Raw genomic sequence first — 16112 nt, forward strand, 5'->3', positions numbered from 1 at the left:
CTCAGTCCTCGAGGGCCGCGAGGCGGGCGGCCATGTCGGCGTCGACGCAGGAGTCGAGGACCGGCTGGAGGTCGCCGTCGAGGACGTGGTCGAGGTTGTAGGCCTTGTAGCCGGTGCGGTGGTCGGAGATGCGGTTCTCGGGGAAGTTGTAGGTGCGGATCCGCTCGGACCGGTCGACGGTGCGGACCTGGCTGCGCCGGGCGTCGCTCGCCTCGGCGTCGGCGGCCTCCTGGGCGGCCTGCAGCAGGCGCGCCCGCAGGATGCGCATCGCCTGGTCCTTGTTCTGCAGCTGCGACTTCTCGTTCTGGCAGCTGACGACGATCCCGGTCGGCAGGTGGGTGATCCGCACGGCCGAGTCGGTGGTGTTGACGCTCTGCCCGCCCGGGCCCGAGGAGCGGAAGACGTCGATGCGCAGGTCGTTCTCGTTGATGTCGACGTCGACCTGCTCGGCCTCGGGCATCACGAGCACGCCGGCGGCGCTGGTGTGGATCCGGCCCTGCGACTCGGTCACGGGGACGCGCTGCACGCGGTGGACGCCGCCCTCGAACTTCAACAGCGCGTACGGCGTCTGGCCCGGCCCCGATGTCCCGGCGCTGCCGGTGCTCTTGACCGCGACCGTGACGGACTTGTAGCCGCCGAGATCGGACTCGGTGGCGTCGAGGATCTCGGTCTTCCATCCGCGCCGCTCGGCGTAGCGGGTGTACATGCGCAGCAGGTCGCCGGCGAACAGCGCACTCTCCTCGCCGCCCTCCCCCGACTTCACCTCGAGCAGGACGTCCTTGTCGTCGGCCGGGTCGCGGGGCACGAGCAGCCGGCGCAGCCGCTCCGCCGCGTCCTCGCGCTGGGCGAGCAGGGTGTCGACCTCGTCGGCGAAGCTCGGGTCGTCGTCGGCCAGCTCGCGAGCAACGTCGGCGTCCTCGCCGTACCGCTGCCACTCCCGCCAGGTCGCGATGACGGCGTTGAGCTCGGCATAGCGGCGGTTGAGGGTGCGCGCCAGCCGGGCGTCGGCGTGGGTCTCGGGAAGCGCCAGCCGGGACTCGAGCTCGGCATGCTCGGCGAGCATGCCCTCGACGGCTTCGAACACCTGGACTCCTTCGGCGACATGTTTCCCCGGACGTCCGGGGACCGGGCCGGGACAAATACGAAGCGCCGGCCGTCCGCGGGGCGGACGACCGGCGCTCGGAGACGGCTACTTCTTGCCGACGTTGGCGTAGCGGGCCTCGAAACGGGCCACGCGGCCGCCGGTGTCGAGGATCTTCTGCTTGCCGGTGTAGAACGGGTGGCACTGCGAGCACACGTCGGCGTGGATCGAGCCGGACGTCGCGGTGCTGCGGGTGGTGAACGACGCGCCACAGGTGCAGGTCACCTGGGTCACGACGTAGTCGGGGTGGATGTCCTTCTTCATGGTGTCCTCTCACGGGGGTCCGGGTCGCACCACGGGTTGTGGAGCGTGAACCGGAGCCAACAGACGATTCTACGGGCCGGTCCGCGCCCGCCCAAATGCCGGCGCGGGATCCCGGCGGGCCTCGGCCCCGGGGTCAGTCGCGCTGGACCTTCAGGAGGAACTCGTAGTTCGTCCGGGTGTTCCGCAGACGCTGCAGCAGCGCGGCGTGCGCCTCGGCGCGGTCGCCCTCCGCCAGCTCCTTGCGCAGCTTCCAGATGATCTCGAGCTCCTCCTTGCCGAGCAGCAGCTCCTCGCGGCGGGTCGCCGAGGCGACCACGTCGATGGCCGGGAACTGCCGCTTCTCCGCGAAGTCGCTGCGCAGCCGCAGCTCGAGGTTCTCGGTGCCCCGGAGCTCCTCGAAGAACACCTCGTCCACCCGCGAGCCCGAGTCGACGACCGCGGTCGCGAGGATCGTGAGCGAGCCGCCGTTCTCGATGTTGCGCGCCGCCCCGAAGAAGCGCTTCGGGGGGAACAGCGCCGACGAGTCGACACCGCCCGACAGGATCCGCCCGCTCGCGGGAGCGGCCAGGTTGTAGGCCCGGCCCAGGCGGGTCAACCCATCGAGGAGGATCACGACGTCGTGGCCGAGCTCGACGAGCCTCTTGGCCCGCTCGACCGCGAGCTCGGCGACCGTCGTGTGGTCGATCGCGGGACGGTCGAAGGTGCTCGCGATGACCTCGCCCTTGATCGAGCGCTCGAAGTCGGTGACCTCCTCGGGCCGCTCGTCGACGAGGACGACCATGAGATGGCACTCGGGGTTGTTGGCCGTGATCGCGTTGGCGATCGACTGGAGCAGCGTCGTCTTGCCCGCGCGGGCGGGCGAGACGATGAGACCGCGCTGGCCCTTGCCCACCGGGGCGGCCATGTCGATCAGCCGGCCCGTGAGGTCGTCCGGGCCGATCTCGAGGCGCAGCCGCTCGGTCGGCGACACCGGCGTCAGCTGGGTGAACTCGACCCGGTTCTTCGCCTGCTCGGGGTCAACGCCGTTGATCGCCTCGATGCGCACCATCGGGTTGAACTTCTCGCGCCGCTCCCCGTCGCGGGGCTGACGCACCTGGCCGCTGACGGCGTCGCCGCGGCGCAGGCCGTACTTGCGGACCATCGAGAGCGAGAGATAGACGTCGTCGACACCGGCGAGATAGCCGCCGGTCCGCACGAACGCGTAATTGTCGAGCACGTCGAGGATGCCGGCCGCGGGCACCAGGATGTCGTCCTCGCGCACCTCGGTGTCGGGCTCGCGGGTCGTCCGGTTCGGACGGTCGCGATCGCGCCCGCGGCGGCGACGGTTGCGCCGGCTGCCGCCCTCGCCGTCGTCGTCGAGGTCGTCGCTGTCGCCGGCGCCCCTGGCCTGGTCCGGCGCCTTGGCCTGGTCCTGGCGGTCGCTCTGCTGGTTCTGCCTGCCCTGGCCCGGCTGGTCCTGCCTCTGCTGGCCCTTGCCCTGAGCGTCCTGCCTGCCCTGGGTCTCGGACTTGGCCTGCTCCTGCTTGGGCTGCTCCTGCTTGGCCTGCTCCTGCTTGGGCTGGCCGTCCCGCTTCGCCTGGCCGTCCTGCTTGGGCTGGCTGTCCTGCTTGGGCTGGCCGTCCTGCTTGGGCTGGCCGTCCTGCTTGGGCTGGTCCTGCTTCGCCTGGCCGTCCTGCTTGGGCTGGCGCTGCGCACGCTGGCGCTGCTGCACCCGCGGCTGGTCGGACTTCGGGGGCGCCTCGGACTGCTCGGACTGCTCGGCCTTGGGCTGATCGGCCTTGGGCTGCTCGGCCTTGGGCTGCTCGCTCCGGGGCTGCTCCGGCCGCTCGGGCGGCGCGCTGCGCGTCGTGGCGGCTCCGGCCTGGGCGGCCTTGATCGCGTCGACGAGGGCGGCCTTCTTCATCGAGCCGGCACCGCGGATGCCCATGCCGCCTGCCATCGCCTTGAGGTCGGCGAGCAGCATGCCGTTCAATCCACCCGCGCGCTTCTTCGGGGCCGTCGAGCCGGCCGTGGAGGCGGCCGTGGAGGCGACCGTGGAGTCGGCCGCCGGGGCGGGCGCGGTGGATTCGGAGGTCTCGGTCACGTGAGTCCTTCCCACGTATCTCGTGGGTTCCACGATCGGATGCGGCGCGGAACACGCACTGGTCTGATTCTGCGAAGGCCCGCCCGACCGATGCCGAGGTGGACCTGGAAAGAAGGGGCGAGTCGAGCTCGCCGGGGCGCCGAGAACTGCGGCGCAGCGTCAATGTACCACCACGGTGGTGCGGATCAGGCTGCTCCGTCGTCCGGCGCGGCGCCCGTGCCGTCGACCGTCAGGGCGTGGACGCCCCAGCCCGCCGGGCACCGCGCGACCAGGTCCTCGGCGCCGGAGGAGCCGGGACCGTCGGTGAAGGCGAGCACGGTGGGACCGGCGCCGGAGATCACCGCGGGGACGCCGTCGCGGCGCAGCGCCTCGACGAGCGCGAGGCTCTCGGGCATGGCGGGCCGGCGGTACTCCTGGTGCAGCCGGTCCTCGGTGGCGCGCATCAGCTCCTCGGGATGGCCCGAGAGTGCCGCGACCAGCAGCGCAGCGCGTCCGGCGTTGGCCGCCGCGTCGCCATGGGGTACGGCGGCCGGGAGCAGCCCGCGCGCGGCCTTGGTCGCGACCGGCGTGGTGGGCACGAACACGACCGCACCGACGCGGGGGTCGACGCTGCCGCGGACCGCCCAGAAGGTGCCGTCGCCGTCCTGGCCGGAGATCACGAAGCCTCCGAGCAGGGCCGGCGCCACGTTGTCCGGATGGCCCTCGAGCTGCGCTGCCAGGTCGAGCAGCGCGGCGTCGTCGAGGAGGAGCCGTCCGCCGGCGACCAGCTCGCGCGCCAGCCACACGCCGGCGACGATCGCGGCCGACGAGGAGCCGAGCCCCCGGGCGTGCGGGATGACGTTGGTGCAGGAGAGCCGCAGCCCGGTCGGCTGCTTGCCGAGCCGGTCGAAGGTGGCGCGCATCGCCCGGACCACGAGGTGCCGCTCGTCGAGGGGCACCGCGCCCTCGCCGTACCCGCTCACCTCGACCCGCAGGCCCTCGGCGAGCACCTCGGCCTCGAGCCGGTCGTGCAGGTCGAGGGCGAGGCCGAGGGTGTCGAACCCGGGACCGAGGTTGGCCGAGGTCGCGGGCACGCGCACCCGGACCGGGCCGTCGACGAAGGTCACAGACCGGCTGCCTGGGCGGCGGCGTCGACCTCGGCGTCGACCACGACATCGGGCAGGGCCAGGCCGTCGAGCGCGGTGGCGATGTCCTTGAGCCCGTGACCGGTGACCGTGATCGCGACGGTGGCGCCCTGGTAGGACTCCCCCGCGTCGAGCTCGGCGAGCAGCCCGGCGATGCCGGCGGCGGACGCGGGCTCCACGAAGACGCCGTCGTTGGCGGCGAGGGCCTTCTGGGCGGCGAGGATCTGGCCGTCGGAGACCGCGGCGAAGCGACCGCCCGACTCGTCGCGGGCGGCCTCGGCCAGCTTCCACGACGCCGGGTTGCCGATCCGGATCGCCGTGGCCCGGGTCTCGGGATCGGGGAACGGCTCACCGGTCACCAGCGGGGCCGCGCCCTCGGCCTGGAAGCCGCGCATGACCGGCTTGCGCGAGGCACGGCCGAGGGCGGCGTACTGCGTGTAGCCGAGCCAGTAGGCCGAGATGTTGCCGGCGTTGCCGACCGGCAGGAGGTGGAAGTCGGGCGCGTCGCCGAGGAAGTCGACGACCTCGAACGCGGCGGTCTTCTGGCCCTCCAGCCGGTGCGGGTTGACCGAGTTGACCAGCGCGACGGGGTACTTCCACGCCATCTCCCGCGCCATCCGCAGACAGTCGTCGAAGTTGCCGCGCACCTGGATGACCTGGGAGCCGTGGAGCACCGCCTGCGCCATCTTGCCGGCGGCGATCTTGCCCTCGGGCACCAGCACGATCGGGGTGACGCCGGCCTTCGCGGCGTACGCCGCCATCGACGCGGACGTGTTGCCGGTCGAGGCGCACACCACGGCCTTGGCGCCCTCGTGGACGGCGACCGACAGCGCGGTGGTCATGCCACGGTCCTTGAACGACCCGGTGGGGTTGTTGCCCTCGACCTTGAGCCACACCTGGGCACCCGTCAGCCCCGAGAGCCACTCGGAGTGGACCAGCGGCGTGCCGCCCTCGCGCAGGGTCACGGCCGGGGTGTCCTGGGGGATGTCGAGGAGCTCGCGGTACTCCTCGATGACGCCGCGCCACTGGCCGTTGGCCTGGCCGTTGGGGGTGTTGCTCATGCTCACTCTTCGGTTCCCTCGACGCGCATCACCGAGGTGACCTCGCGCACGATGTCCATGCCACGCAGGTGGTCGACGGTCGCGGCGAGCGCCGCATCCGTCGCCTCGTGCGAGACCACGACGAGCTGGGCGTCGTCGCCCCGCCCCTCCTGACGAACGGTCTGGATCGAGACGCCGTGCTCGGCGAAGGCCAATGCCACCGCCGCGAGCACGCCCGCCTTGTCGTCGACGTCGATGGCGACGTGGTAGCGGGTGCGGGTCTCCCCCATCGGCAGCACGGCCCGGTCGGCGTACGCCGACTCACCGACGCCGCGCGTGCCCTGGCGGTGGTTGCGGGCGACCGTGACGAGGTCACCGAGGACGGCGCTCGCCGTCGGGGAGCCACCGGCGCCGGGGCCGTAGAACATCAGCTGGCCGGCGGCCTCGGACTCCACGAACACCGCGTTGTACGCCTCACGCACGCTGGCCAGCGGGTGCGACCTCGGGATCATCGCCGGGTGGACGCGGACGCTGACCGCCTCCTCACCCTGATCGTCGGTGCGCAGCTCGGCGATCGCGAGCAGCTTGACGACGCTGTCCATGTCGCGGGCCGAGCGGACGTCGCCGGCACTGACCTCGGTGATGCCCTCACGGTGCACGTCGTTGGCGGTCACCCGGGAGTGGAACGCCAGGCTCGCCAGGATCGCGGCCTTCGCCGCGGCGTCGAAGCCCTCGACGTCGGCGGTCGGGTCGGCCTCGGCGTACCCGAGCGCCTGGGCCTCCTCGAGCGCATCGCCGAAGCCGGCGCCCGAGGTGTCCATCTTGTCGAGGATGAAGTTGGTCGTGCCGTTGACGATGCCGAGCACCCGGGTCACCTTGTCACCGGCCAGCGACTCCCGCAGGGGGCGCAGGATCGGGATGGCGCCGGCGACGGCCGCCTCGTAGTAGAGGTCGCGACCGGCCTTCTCCGCGGCCTCGAACAGCGTCGCTCCGTCCTCGGCGAGCAGGGCCTTGTTGGCCGTGACGACCGAGGCGCCGTGCTCGAGCGCGGACAGGATGAGCGAGCGGGCCGGCTCGATGCCGCCGATGACCTCGATCACGACGTCGACGTCGTCGCGCGCGACGAGGGCCGCCGCATCCGTGGTGAGCAGCTCGGCCGGGACCTCCACCTCGCGAGCGCCGTCGAGGCGTCGTACGGCGACCCCGGCCAGCTCCACCGGGGCCCCGATCCGGGCGGCCAGGTCGTCGGCCTGCTCACGGAGGAGGCGCACGACCTGCGACCCCACCGACCCGCAGCCGAGCACGGCAACCTTGAGAGGACTGTTCACCCCCAGATCGTATCGGCGGCCGTGGACCCTCCCGTCAGCGACGGCAGAACGCGGACACCTTGCGGCCCGCGGCGGGCTCAGGGAACGGTGACGACCACCTTGCCCGTGACCCGGCCGGTCTCCAGCCGCTCCTGGGCGGCGACGAGGTCGGCGAGTCCGAAGACCGAGTCGATCACGACGGTGAGCCGGCCCGCGTCGGCGAGCGCCGCGGCCTCCTCCAGGGCCGCCCCGTCGGCGGCGACCATGATCCGCTCGAGACCGGTGGCACCGGCGGCCCGCAGCGCCTCGACCGCGCCGTCGGGGAAGCCGGTGATGGTGATGACGGCGGTCCCCTCCTTCACCGCGCCGCGCGGCGGGACGCCGTCGCCGATGGTCGAGAGCACCACGTCGACCGGCTCGATCGCGGCCAGCGCGGCCTGGTCGCGGTAGTCGACCGTCTCATCGGCACCGAGCTCGGCGAGGAGGGCGTGCTTGGCCGGGCTGGCCGTCGCGACGACGTGGGCGCCGCGCGCCTTGGCGACCTGGACGGCGAGGTGGCCGACTCCGCCGGCGCCGCCGAGCACGAGCACCCGCTCGCCGGCGGCGTCGCCGACGAGACCGGCCGCCTCGAAGGCATGCCAGGCGGTGAGCACGGCCAGCGGAGCGGCGCCCTGCTGCTCGACCTTCCACGAGGTCGGCGCCTTCGCCAGATCGGCCGCCGGTACGGCGACGAGCTCGGCCAGGGTGTGCGCCGCGCGCGGGAAGCGGGCCAGCCCGAACACCGCGTCACCGACCTCGAGCGACGTCACCGCCGCACCGGTCGCGACCACCTCGCCGGCCACGTCCCACCCCGGCAGGGGTGAGTACTCGATCGGGCCGACGTCGCTCCCGGCCGCCCGGATCTTCACGTCGATCGGGTTGAGGCCGACGGCGGCGACGCGCACGAGCACCTCGTCGTCCGCGGGGACGGGGTCGGCGATCTCGACCAGCTCGATGACCTCGGCCGCGGCGCCGGCCGCGCTGTAGCGCACTGCGCGCATGACTTCTCCTCCGTGTTCTCTGGCGTGTTCTCTGGCGTGTTCTCGCCGTGTTCTCTGGCTTGCGGAGCCTCAAGCCTCCCGGCAGAACGGATCGCTCACCAGTGGCCGGATGGTCGATATATGTCATGATCTGGCCATGCGTCCCGCCACCCCGCACCGCATTGGCGTCGTGGCCCTGCCGGGCGTCTACGCCTACGAGCTCGGCATCGCCTCGCGGTTCTTCGGCGCCGCCGCGGTCGACGGCCGGCCCGCCTACGAGGTGGTGACGTGCAGCCTGGACGGGCGGCCGGTCACGACCTCCGCCGACTTCTCGGTCACCGTGGCCGCGGACCGCTCGGTGCTCGACGAGGTCGACACGATCGTCGTACCTCCGTGGGACACGGCCCTCGACGGCGCGGACCCGATCGGGCTCGCGGGCCGTCCCCAGCGGGTGGTGTCGTACTGCACCGGCGCCTTCACCGTCGCCGCCTCCGGACGGCTGGACGGCCGGGCCGCCACGACCCACTGGCGCAAGGCGGAGCGGTTCCGGGCCGCGTTCCCGCAGGTCGACCTCCGGCCGGACGCCCTGTTCGTCGACGAGGGCGACGTCCTGACCGCGGCGGGCGCCTCGGCCGCGATCGACCTGACCCTGCACATCATCGCCAAGGACCTCGGCGCGGCGGTGGCCGGCGACGTGTCGCGGGCGACCCTCGCCCCGCCGCACCGCGGCGGCGGGCAGTCGCAGTTCGTCGCGCGTCCCGTCGTGGCCGAGGGCCCGGGGACCACCTCCGACGTCCGCGCCTGGCTCCTGGACCGCCTCGACCGGCCGGTCAGCCTGGACGAGGTCGCCTCCGCCTTCGGCCTGAGCGTGCGGACGATCACGAGGAGGTTCCGCGCGGAGACCGGTGTCACCCTCGGCGACTGGCTGGCCCAGGCCCGGGTCGAGCGGGCCAAGGAGCTGCTGGAGACCACCGACGCGGGCGTCGACCGGGTCGCCGACCTCGCCGGGTTCGGTACGGCGGCCGCGCTGCGCAAGCACTTCCGCGACCGCGTGGGGCTGTCCCCGCAGCAGTACCGCTCCCGCTTCTCGGTGCGGGCGCTCAACTAGCCCAGTCGAGCCGCCGGGACCAGGGCGAGCGCCGCCACGACGGCCGCGGCGAGGACGAGGCCGGTGGCCGCCGCGACCGGCGCCGTGACCGCGAACCCGGCGAAGACGACTCCGCCGAGGGCCAGGCCGGCGCTGTTGGCGAGGTAGTCGTTGAGCTGCAGGGCCGACGACGTGCGCCCCTCCTCTCCGGCCGGCGCGGTCGCGAGGGCGAGCACCGACAGCGTGGAGAAGGCCATGCCGATGCCGAGCCCGGCGACGGCCCACCCGAGGACGGGTACGACGAGCGGCATGCCCGGAGCGGCGACCAGGGCGAAGCCGCCGATGCCGCCGCCGAGAAGCACGGCACCGAGCCTGACCCTCCGCGGCTGGTCGGCCAGCAGGCGCCAGCGGGCGGCCAGGACGGCCCCGGTCGACCAGGTCACGGCGCCGACCGTCAGCACCCAACCGGCCTGGGCCAGGGAGAGGCCGCGCTGGAGGGTGAGCAGGAGCGGGATGTAGACCTCCGCTGCGGCGAAGGCGGTGCCGATCGCGGCTCTCGAGCCGAGGACGGCGGGGAGACCGCGGCCCATCCGCCGGGTGCCCGGCGGCAGGAGTCGGCGGGCGCCGGTGCCGATCGCGACCAGGCCCACGGCCACGAGCACCGGCCAGGCCGGCAGGGTGCGCTGGCCGGCCAGGCTGACCAGCAGCACGCCGCCGGCCGCGAGCAGTGCGAACCGCAGCCGGCCGGGCTCGGATCGGTCGAGGCCCGGACGGGACGGCGCGTCGGCGACGAGCAACCAGGCAGCCACCGCGACGAGGGGGACGCCGAGGAACACCCAGCGCCAGCCGACCGCGGCCGCCACCTGGGCCGCGAGCACCGGCCCGACGAGCGCGGGCAGCACCCAGGCGGTGGTCAGCACGGCGAAGACCCGCGGCCGCAGGTCCGCCGGATAGGCCTGGGCGATCACGACATAGAGCGCGACGCCGAGCACGCCTCCGCCGTACCCGTGGACGAGGCGGCCGAGCAGGAACACCGGCATCGACGGGGCGAGGCCGGCGATCACGACGCCGGCGCAGAAGATCAGCAGACCTCCGCGCAGGGCCGGCCCGGGGCCGCGGCGGTCGACCTCGGCGCCGGCGGCCGCGAGCGCGACGACCGACGCGGCGAGCGGTGCGGCGAAGGCGACGGCGTACCAGCTCAGTCCGTCGAGGTCGTCGGCCACGTCGGGCATCACCGTCGCGACGGCGAGCGCCTCGAAGGCGAAGAGGAAGGCCAAGGAGAAGACACCGACCGTGGTCCGGCCGTGGCGCCCCCGCCATGGCGAGCTCGCCGTGGGCTCGGCGAGCGCGGTCACCGCGCGGACCGCTCGACCAGGAGGACCACCTTGCCCATGGTCGCACCCGCCTCCAGGGCGCGGTGGGCCGCGGCCGCGTCGGCGAGGGGGAAGGCGTTGCCGACGTACGGGACCCGGGTGCCGTCGGCCGCGGCGTCGAGGGCGGCCCGCTCGAACTCGGCCAACCGGCTCATGATCGGCGGGCCGAGCACGTCGACGACGCGGCGCTGCGGGTCGTCGTACGCGTTCGGCGTGCCGGAGGCCCAGCCGTAGCGCACCAGGCGGCCGCCGGGGGCGAGCCGGTCGTAGAGCGCCTGGCCGACCTCTCCCCCGACGCCGTCGAGGACGAGGGTGAGCGGTCCGTGCGCGGCGACGTCGTCGATCCAGCCGGGAGTACGACGGTCCAGCGCCGGGTCGGCTCCGTACCTCGCCGCGAGGGCGACCTTGTCGGGTCCGCCGGCGATGCCGATCGCCGCCGCGCCGACGGCGCGCGCTCCTTGGAGCAGGAGGGTGCCGAGTCCGCCGGCGGCCGAGGTGACGGCGACGATGTCCTCCGGGGCGATCTCCGCGAACTCGAGGACGGCGGCGGCCGTCCGGCCGGTCCCGATGGCCGCGACCGCCGTGGGGGCGTCGAGGTGGTCCGGCAGCGGGTGGGCGCGGCTCGCGTCGACGACCGCCTGGTCGGCGTACCCGCCTCCGGCGAAGCCGAGATGCGCCACGACGCGCTGCCCGAGCCGGCTCCCGTCCACGCCGTCGCCGACCCGGTCGACGACGCCGGCGACCTCGCGACCGGGGACGACCGGAAGCTCCGGCGGGTCACCGGCGCCGAAGGACTCCCCTGCCCGGATCGAGGTGTCGAGCAGGTGGACGCCGGCGACCTCGACCGCGATCCGGAGCTGACCGGGGCCGGGCTCGAGGTCGGGCAGCTGCTCGAGGCGGAGGAGATCGGCGGGCCCGAAGGCATGGTGACGGATCGCATGCATGACGGCATTCGACAACCTGAACTAGGGTTGAGGTCAAATGGACCTCAACCGCACCCTCCGCAGCCACGACCTCACGCCGGGCGAGGTCGCCCACCGCTCGGGCGTCGCCGTGTCGGCACTGCACTACTACGAGCGCGAGGGGCTGATCACCAGCGTGCGCACCGCCGGCAACCAGCGGCGCTACCACCGCGACGTGCTGCGCCGGGTCGCGTTCATCCGCGTCTCCCAGGGCGTCGGCGTCTCGCTCGCGGAGATCCGTGACGCGCTCGCCACCCTCCCCGAGGGCCGCACCCCGACGAAGGCCGACTGGGCGCGGCTGTCGCGGACCTGGCGCAGCAGCCTCGACGACCGCATCGCCCGACTGGAGAGACTGCGCGACACCCTCGACGACTGCATCGGCTGCGGCTGCCTGTCACTGAAGTCGTGCACGCTGGCCAACCCCGGCGACGTCCTCGAGCAGTACGGCGACGGCCCGGTCCGGCTCGTCGGGCGCGGCTGACGCTCGGCCGGGCGCAGTCAGCCGATGTCGGTGGCGAGGAGGTCGTCGACCGTCTCGCGACGCACGACCACCCGGGCCGCGCCGTCCTTGACGGCGACCACCGGCGGCCGGAGGGCGTGGTTGTAGTTGGACGCCATCGACCGGCCGTAGGCGCCGGTTCCGGGGACGGCGACCAGGTCGCCGGGGGCGATGTCTCCGGGCAGGAACTCGTCCTTGACCACGATGTCGCCGGACTCGCAGTGCTTGCCGACCACGCGCGCCAGCACGGGCTCGGTCGAGGAGGCGCGCGAGGCGAGGGTGCAGGAGTAGTCGGCGTCGTACAGGGCGGGGCGGATGTTGTCGCTCATCCCCCCGTCGACCGACACGTAGGTGCGGGTGGCGCCGCCGTCGAGGGCGACCTGCTTGACGGTGCCGACCGTGTAGACCGTGCACATCGCGGGCCCGACGATGGCCCGGCCCGGCTCGATCGACAGGTGCGGCACGTCCAGGCCGAGCGCGGCGCACTCCCCCGTCACGATCTTGGTGATCTGCTCGGCGAGCAGCGCGGGGTCGGCCGGGTCGTCCTGCGTGGTGTAGGCGATGCCGAAGCCGCCGCCGAGGTCGAGCTCGGGGAGGACGGTGCCGAGCTCGGCGCCGATCCGCGCGTGCAGGGCGAGGACCCGGCGAGCGGCGACCTCCCAGCCCGAGGTGTCGAAGATCTGGGAGCCGATGTGGCTGTGCAGGCCGCGCAGCTCGAGGCTGTCGTGGGCGACGACGCGCGACGCCGCCTCGAAGGCGTCGCCGGAGGAGATCGAGAAGCCGAACTTCTGGTCCTCGTGGGCGGTGGCGATGAACTCGTGGGTGTGCGCCTCGACGCCGGCGGTCACCCGGACCATCACGCTCTGGCGTACGCCGAGCTGGCGGGCCACGTCGGCGACCCGCTCGATCTCGTGGAAGGAGTCGACGATGATCCGACCGACGCCCGCGTCGACCGCGCGACGCAGCTCCATCGCGGTCTTGTTGTTGCCGTGGTAGCCGATCCGCGCCGGGTCGGTGCCCGCGCGCAGGGCCACGGTCAGCTCGCCGTCGCTGCACACGTCGAGGCAGAGCCCCTCCTCCGCGACCCAGCGGGCGACGGCCGTGCACAGGAACGCCTTGCCAGCGTAGTAGACGTCGTACCCGGCGAAGCCGTCGCGGAAGGCCCGGGCGCGCGAGCGGAAGTCGTCCTCGTCGAGGACGTACGCCGGGGTGTTCACGTCGGCGACGAGGTCGGGAATCGCCAGCCCGCCGACGTGCAGCACGCCGTCGTCGTCCTTGCGGGCCGTCGACGACCACAGCACCGGGACCAGGGCATCGACGTCCACGGGCTCGCGCAGCCAGTGCGGCGAGGTGCCGGCGTAGTCGCCGGGCGGCACCCGGTGCATGCCGGCCGCCATCACATGCGCTCCGGCGCCGAGACGCCGAGCAGGCCCAGGCCGTTGGCGATCACCGTCTGCGTCGCCACGACCAGCACGAGGCGCGCCAGGTTGGCCGCCGACACCGGCTCGTCGCCCTGCGGCAGCATCCGGCACTCCTTGGTGTCGTACCACTTGTTGAACACCGACGCGGTGTCCTCCAGGTAGCGCGCCACCCGGTGCGGCTCGCGCAGCTCGGCGGCGCTGGCGACCACGCGCGGGTACTCGGCCAGGGCGCGCAGCAGCTCGCCGTCCCGCTCGTGGTCGAGCAGGCTCGGGTCGAAGCCGCCGTCCGACGCGGCGCCCTCGGGGAGCGCCATGCCGAGGTCGGTGGCGTTGGCGATCATCCGGCAGGTCCGCGCGTGGGCGTACTGCACGTAGTAGACCGGGTTGTCGTTGGACGCCTTGGTGATCTCGACGACGTCGAGGGTCAGCGGGGAGTCCGCCGGGTAGCGCGCCAGGGAGTAGCGCAGCGCGTCGACGCCGATCTCCTCCGCGAGGTCGTTGAGGGTCACGATCGTGCCCGCCCGCTTGGAGAGCTTCAGCTCCTCGCCGCCCTGCAGGATCTTGACGAGCTGCCCGATCATCACGTCGAGGGTCTGGTCCGGGTCGTCCCCGACGCAGGCCGCCATCGCACGCAGACGGTTGACGTAGCCGTGGTGGTCGGCACCGAGCAGGTAGATGCAGTGCTCGAAGCCGCGCGCCCGCTTGTTGAGGTAGTACGCCGTGTCGGAGGCGAAGTAGGTCAGCTCGCCGTCGGACTTGATGAGCACCCGATCCTTGTCGTCCCCGAAGTCGGTCGTGCGCATCCACAGCGCGCCGCCCTCCTCGTAGACGTGGCCGAGGTCCGTGAGCCGCTGCAGGGTCTCCGGCACCGATCCGGAGTCGTGGAGCGAGAGCTCGGAGAACCACACGTCGAAGTGGGTGTTGAACCGGTCGAGGGTCTCCTGCTGCTCCTTGAGCTGGATCTCGTAGCCCTTGGCCCGGACCGCGCTGCGCCGCTCCTCGCCCTCGAGCTGGAAGATGCCGGGGCTGGCCGCCTCGACGGCCTTGGCGAGGTCCTCGATGTACTCGCCGGCGTACCCGTTCTCGGGCTTGGGCCGGCCGAGCGCCGCGGCGATGATCGAGTCGGCGAAGTGGTTCATCTGCACGCCGCGGTCGTTGATGTAGAACTCGCGCGTCACGTCCGCGCCGGCCGCCGACAGCACCCGGCCGATGGCGTCGCCGAGCACCGCCCACCGGGTGTGGCCGAGGTGGAGCGGGCCGGTCGGGTTCGCCGAGATGAACTCGACGTTGATCCGCTGACCGCCCAGCGTCTCGGTGCGTCCGTACGACGCTCCGGCCGCGACGACCTCGGCCGCCACCTGGCCCTGCGCGCCGGCCTCGACGCTGATGTTGAGGAAGCCGGGGCCGGCCAGCTCGACGGCCGCGATGCCGTCGGCCTCCCTGAGCCGGGCGGCCAGCAGCTCGCCGAGCGCCCGGGGGTTGGTGCCGGCCCGCTTCGCCAGCTGCAGCGCGACGTTGGTGGCGTAGTCGCCGTGCCCCTTCTGCCGCGGTCGCTCCACCGTCACCTCGCTGGGGACGCCGTCGGGCAGGGCGAGATCGCCGTGCGCGACGAGCGCCGAGAGGGCGTCGACGATCGTGGCGGAGAGCTGAGCAGGAGTCACGCGGCAAGGGTATCGGCGGGCACCGGTTTCCTCCGCAGCGATATCGACCGGTAAGGTTCCTCACCGCGCCCCCGACCTGCACAGATCGGGGGCATTGCCTCCGTAGCTCAGGGGATAGAGCACTGGTTTCCGGTACCAGGTGTCGCAGGTTCGAATCCTGCCGGAGGCGCACGAGAAGGCCCCCGGCCTGCATCAGCAGGTCGAGGGCCTGCGTCGTACCCGACCACGTGTCCGGCCAGGATGGTTCGTTCGACCTCAGGCCGACCGTTGGTGCAGGAGGATCCCGGTGAGCATCGCCATCGCGAGCGACAGCAGGATGACCTGGACGCCGGACCGGGTGCCGCGCCTCGTCAGGATGATCCCGATGACGATGCCGACGAGCGGGAAGAGGATCGCCGTCACCCAGCCGGCCTTCTCCAGGCTGAGCTCAGACTTCCGGAACGTCCCGGACGCGGAGGTCCGGACCGATCGACCGGCGGGCGTTGGCGCGTCGTCCATGCAGCGAGGGTAGGGCGGAGGGTTGGAGGCGCCGGTTCTCGAGGGTCCATGGGCCGTACGCTCTGCCCCTGTGCCGACCGAATCGTCCTCCCGCGTCACCATCCACACCGACGGCGCCTGCCTGGGCAACCCGGGGCCGGGCGGCTGGGGCGCCCTGCTCAGGTACGGCCAGCACGAGAAGGAGCTGTACGGCGGCGAGCCGGCCACCACCAACAACCGGATGGAGCTGATGGCGGCCATCCAGGCACTGGAGTCGCTCAACCGGCGCTCGGCGGTCGACCTGCACACCGACAGCAGCTACGTCCGCAACGGGATCATGTCGTGGGTCGCGAAGTGGAAGGCCAACGGCTGGCGCACGACGGCCAAGGCCGCCGTGAAGAACGACGACCTGTGGCGCCGGCTCGACGCCGCCGCGACGGGTCACGACGTCACCTGGCACTGGGTCAAGGGCCATGCGGGCGACCCCGGCAACGAGCGGGCCGACGCGCTCGCCGGGCGCGGTGCCCGCGAGGCGCGCGACGGCGTCGTCGGTGCTCCCGAGCCCCGCCTCGGGGCGTGATCGGTGTCTGTTCGACAACACCTCGAAGACATTGGGTGACCACAGGTCGGTATTTGCCCTCTCGGGGGACTAGC

Annotated in this window: 15 protein-coding genes and 1 tRNA gene; 4 read left to right on the top strand and 12 right to left on the bottom strand. The window is 73.0% G+C overall.

Translation table 11 applies throughout. The features are described 5' to 3' along the window. Window position 1: 1 nt before the first annotated feature. The 7 genes from prfA to FHP29_RS03055 form a co-directional block, all read right to left on the bottom strand. Window positions 2-1084 (bottom strand): peptide chain release factor 1, encoded by a 1083-nt coding sequence (gene prfA, locus FHP29_RS21980; RefSeq protein ID WP_192903952.1) that lies wholly within the window; start codon window positions 1082-1084, stop codon window positions 2-4. Between the two features lie 105 nt (window positions 1085-1189). After that, the gene (rpmE, locus tag FHP29_RS03030) at window positions 1190-1405 is read right to left on the bottom strand and encodes a 50S ribosomal protein L31 (protein WP_139621391.1); all 216 of its coding nucleotides are present in this window, start codon (window positions 1403-1405) and stop codon (window positions 1190-1192) included. 133 nt (window positions 1406-1538) lie between these two features. After that, window positions 1539-3488, bottom strand: coding sequence for a transcription termination factor Rho (gene rho, locus FHP29_RS03035; RefSeq protein WP_139621392.1), 1950 nt, complete (start codon window positions 3486-3488; stop codon window positions 1539-1541). 185 nt (window positions 3489-3673) lie between these two features. Next, entirely contained in the window at window positions 3674-4594 is a 921-nt protein-coding gene (gene thrB, locus FHP29_RS03040; RefSeq protein WP_139621393.1) for a homoserine kinase, read from the bottom strand. After that, window positions 4591-5673: a threonine synthase gene (gene thrC / locus FHP29_RS03045; protein WP_139621394.1), complete on the bottom strand. Its 1083-nt coding sequence runs from the start codon at window positions 5671-5673 to the stop codon at window positions 4591-4593. Before thrC ends, thrB begins: the two co-directional genes overlap by 4 nt. A 2-nt stretch (window positions 5674-5675) precedes the next feature. Next, window positions 5676-6980: a homoserine dehydrogenase gene (locus FHP29_RS03050; protein WP_139621395.1), complete on the bottom strand. Its 1305-nt coding sequence runs from the start codon at window positions 6978-6980 to the stop codon at window positions 5676-5678. 77 nt (window positions 6981-7057) lie between these two features. Further along, window positions 7058-7999, bottom strand: a complete 942-nt coding sequence (locus FHP29_RS03055) for an NADP-dependent oxidoreductase (RefSeq protein ID WP_139621396.1) — start codon at window positions 7997-7999, stop codon at window positions 7058-7060. Window positions 8000-8135: 136 nt separating this feature from the next. Here FHP29_RS03055 and FHP29_RS03060 point away from each other — a divergent pair, with 136 nt between their 5' ends. Beyond that, entirely contained in the window at window positions 8136-9086 is a 951-nt protein-coding gene (locus tag FHP29_RS03060; protein WP_139621397.1) for a GlxA family transcriptional regulator, read from the top strand. On the opposite strand, the gene FHP29_RS03065 is transcribed toward FHP29_RS03060, so the two are convergent. Continuing rightward, complete coding sequence (locus tag FHP29_RS03065; RefSeq protein WP_139621398.1) at window positions 9083-10420, bottom strand: MFS transporter; 1338 nt, start codon at window positions 10418-10420, stop codon at window positions 9083-9085. The two genes, FHP29_RS03060 and FHP29_RS03065, sit on opposite strands and share 4 nt — an antisense overlap. Then, window positions 10417-11382, bottom strand: coding sequence for a zinc-binding dehydrogenase (locus FHP29_RS03070; RefSeq protein WP_139621399.1), 966 nt, complete (start codon window positions 11380-11382; stop codon window positions 10417-10419). Before FHP29_RS03070 ends, FHP29_RS03065 begins: the two co-directional genes overlap by 4 nt. 37 nt (window positions 11383-11419) lie before the next feature. On the opposite strand from FHP29_RS03070, the gene soxR reads away from it, so the two are divergent. Continuing rightward, complete coding sequence (gene soxR, locus FHP29_RS03075; RefSeq protein ID WP_139621400.1) at window positions 11420-11881, top strand: redox-sensitive transcriptional activator SoxR; 462 nt, start codon at window positions 11420-11422, stop codon at window positions 11879-11881. Between the two features lie 17 nt (window positions 11882-11898). Here the strand turns inward: soxR and lysA are convergent, their stop codons facing one another. Both lysA and argS read right to left on the bottom strand, forming a co-directional pair. Continuing rightward, window positions 11899-13284, bottom strand: a complete 1386-nt coding sequence (gene lysA, locus FHP29_RS03080) for a diaminopimelate decarboxylase (protein WP_240044272.1) — start codon at window positions 13282-13284, stop codon at window positions 11899-11901. Window positions 13285-13295: 11 nt separating this feature from the next. Continuing rightward, window positions 13296-14981 carry an arginine--tRNA ligase gene (gene argS, locus FHP29_RS03085; protein ID WP_139621402.1) on the bottom strand — a complete coding sequence of 562 codons (1686 nt, stop codon included), beginning with the start codon at window positions 14979-14981 and terminating at the stop codon, window positions 13296-13298. Window positions 14982-15077: 96 nt separating this feature from the next. On the opposite strand from argS, the gene FHP29_RS03090 reads away from it, so the two are divergent. Then, window positions 15078-15150 (top strand) — tRNA-Arg (locus FHP29_RS03090). Window positions 15151-15236: 86 nt separating this feature from the next. On the opposite strand, the gene FHP29_RS03095 is transcribed toward FHP29_RS03090, so the two are convergent. Beyond that, window positions 15237-15479, bottom strand: coding sequence for a Z-ring associated ZapG family protein (locus tag FHP29_RS03095; RefSeq protein ID WP_139621403.1), 243 nt, complete (start codon window positions 15477-15479; stop codon window positions 15237-15239). A 70-nt stretch (window positions 15480-15549) separates the two neighbouring features. Between FHP29_RS03095 and rnhA the strand changes: the two genes are divergently transcribed. Further along, the gene (gene rnhA, locus FHP29_RS03100; protein WP_139621404.1) at window positions 15550-16038 is read left to right on the top strand and encodes a ribonuclease HI; all 489 of its coding nucleotides are present in this window, start codon (window positions 15550-15552) and stop codon (window positions 16036-16038) included. The last annotated feature ends 74 nt before the right edge of the window (window positions 16039-16112 follow it).

It is taken from the genome of Nocardioides albidus, from assembly GCF_006335005.1.
Taxonomy (GTDB): domain Bacteria; phylum Actinomycetota; class Actinomycetes; order Propionibacteriales; family Nocardioidaceae; genus Nocardioides; species Nocardioides albidus.

Bases quoted from the DNA above. Each gene is read 5' to 3' on its own strand.
- soxR (WP_139621400.1), top strand. From the start codon at position 11,420: ATGGACCTCAACCGCACCCTCCGCAGCCACGACCTCACGCCGGGCGAG.
- lysA (WP_240044272.1), bottom strand. From the start codon at position 13,284: ATGCACCGGGTGCCGCCCGGCGACTACGCCGGCACCTCGCCGCACTGG.
- thrC (WP_139621394.1), bottom strand. From the start codon at position 5,673: ATGAGCAACACCCCCAACGGCCAGGCCAACGGCCAGTGGCGCGGCGTC.
- rpmE (WP_139621391.1), bottom strand. From the start codon at position 1,405: ATGAAGAAGGACATCCACCCCGACTACGTCGTGACCCAGGTGACCTGC.
- FHP29_RS03055 (WP_139621396.1), bottom strand. From the start codon at position 7,999: ATGCGCGCAGTGCGCTACAGCGCGGCCGGCGCCGCGGCCGAGGTCATC.
- FHP29_RS03070 (WP_139621399.1), bottom strand. From the start codon at position 11,382: ATGCATGCGATCCGTCACCATGCCTTCGGGCCCGCCGATCTCCTCCGC.
- FHP29_RS03095 (WP_139621403.1), bottom strand. From the start codon at position 15,479: ATGGACGACGCGCCAACGCCCGCCGGTCGATCGGTCCGGACCTCCGCG.
- FHP29_RS03060 (WP_139621397.1), top strand. From the start codon at position 8,136: ATGCGTCCCGCCACCCCGCACCGCATTGGCGTCGTGGCCCTGCCGGGC.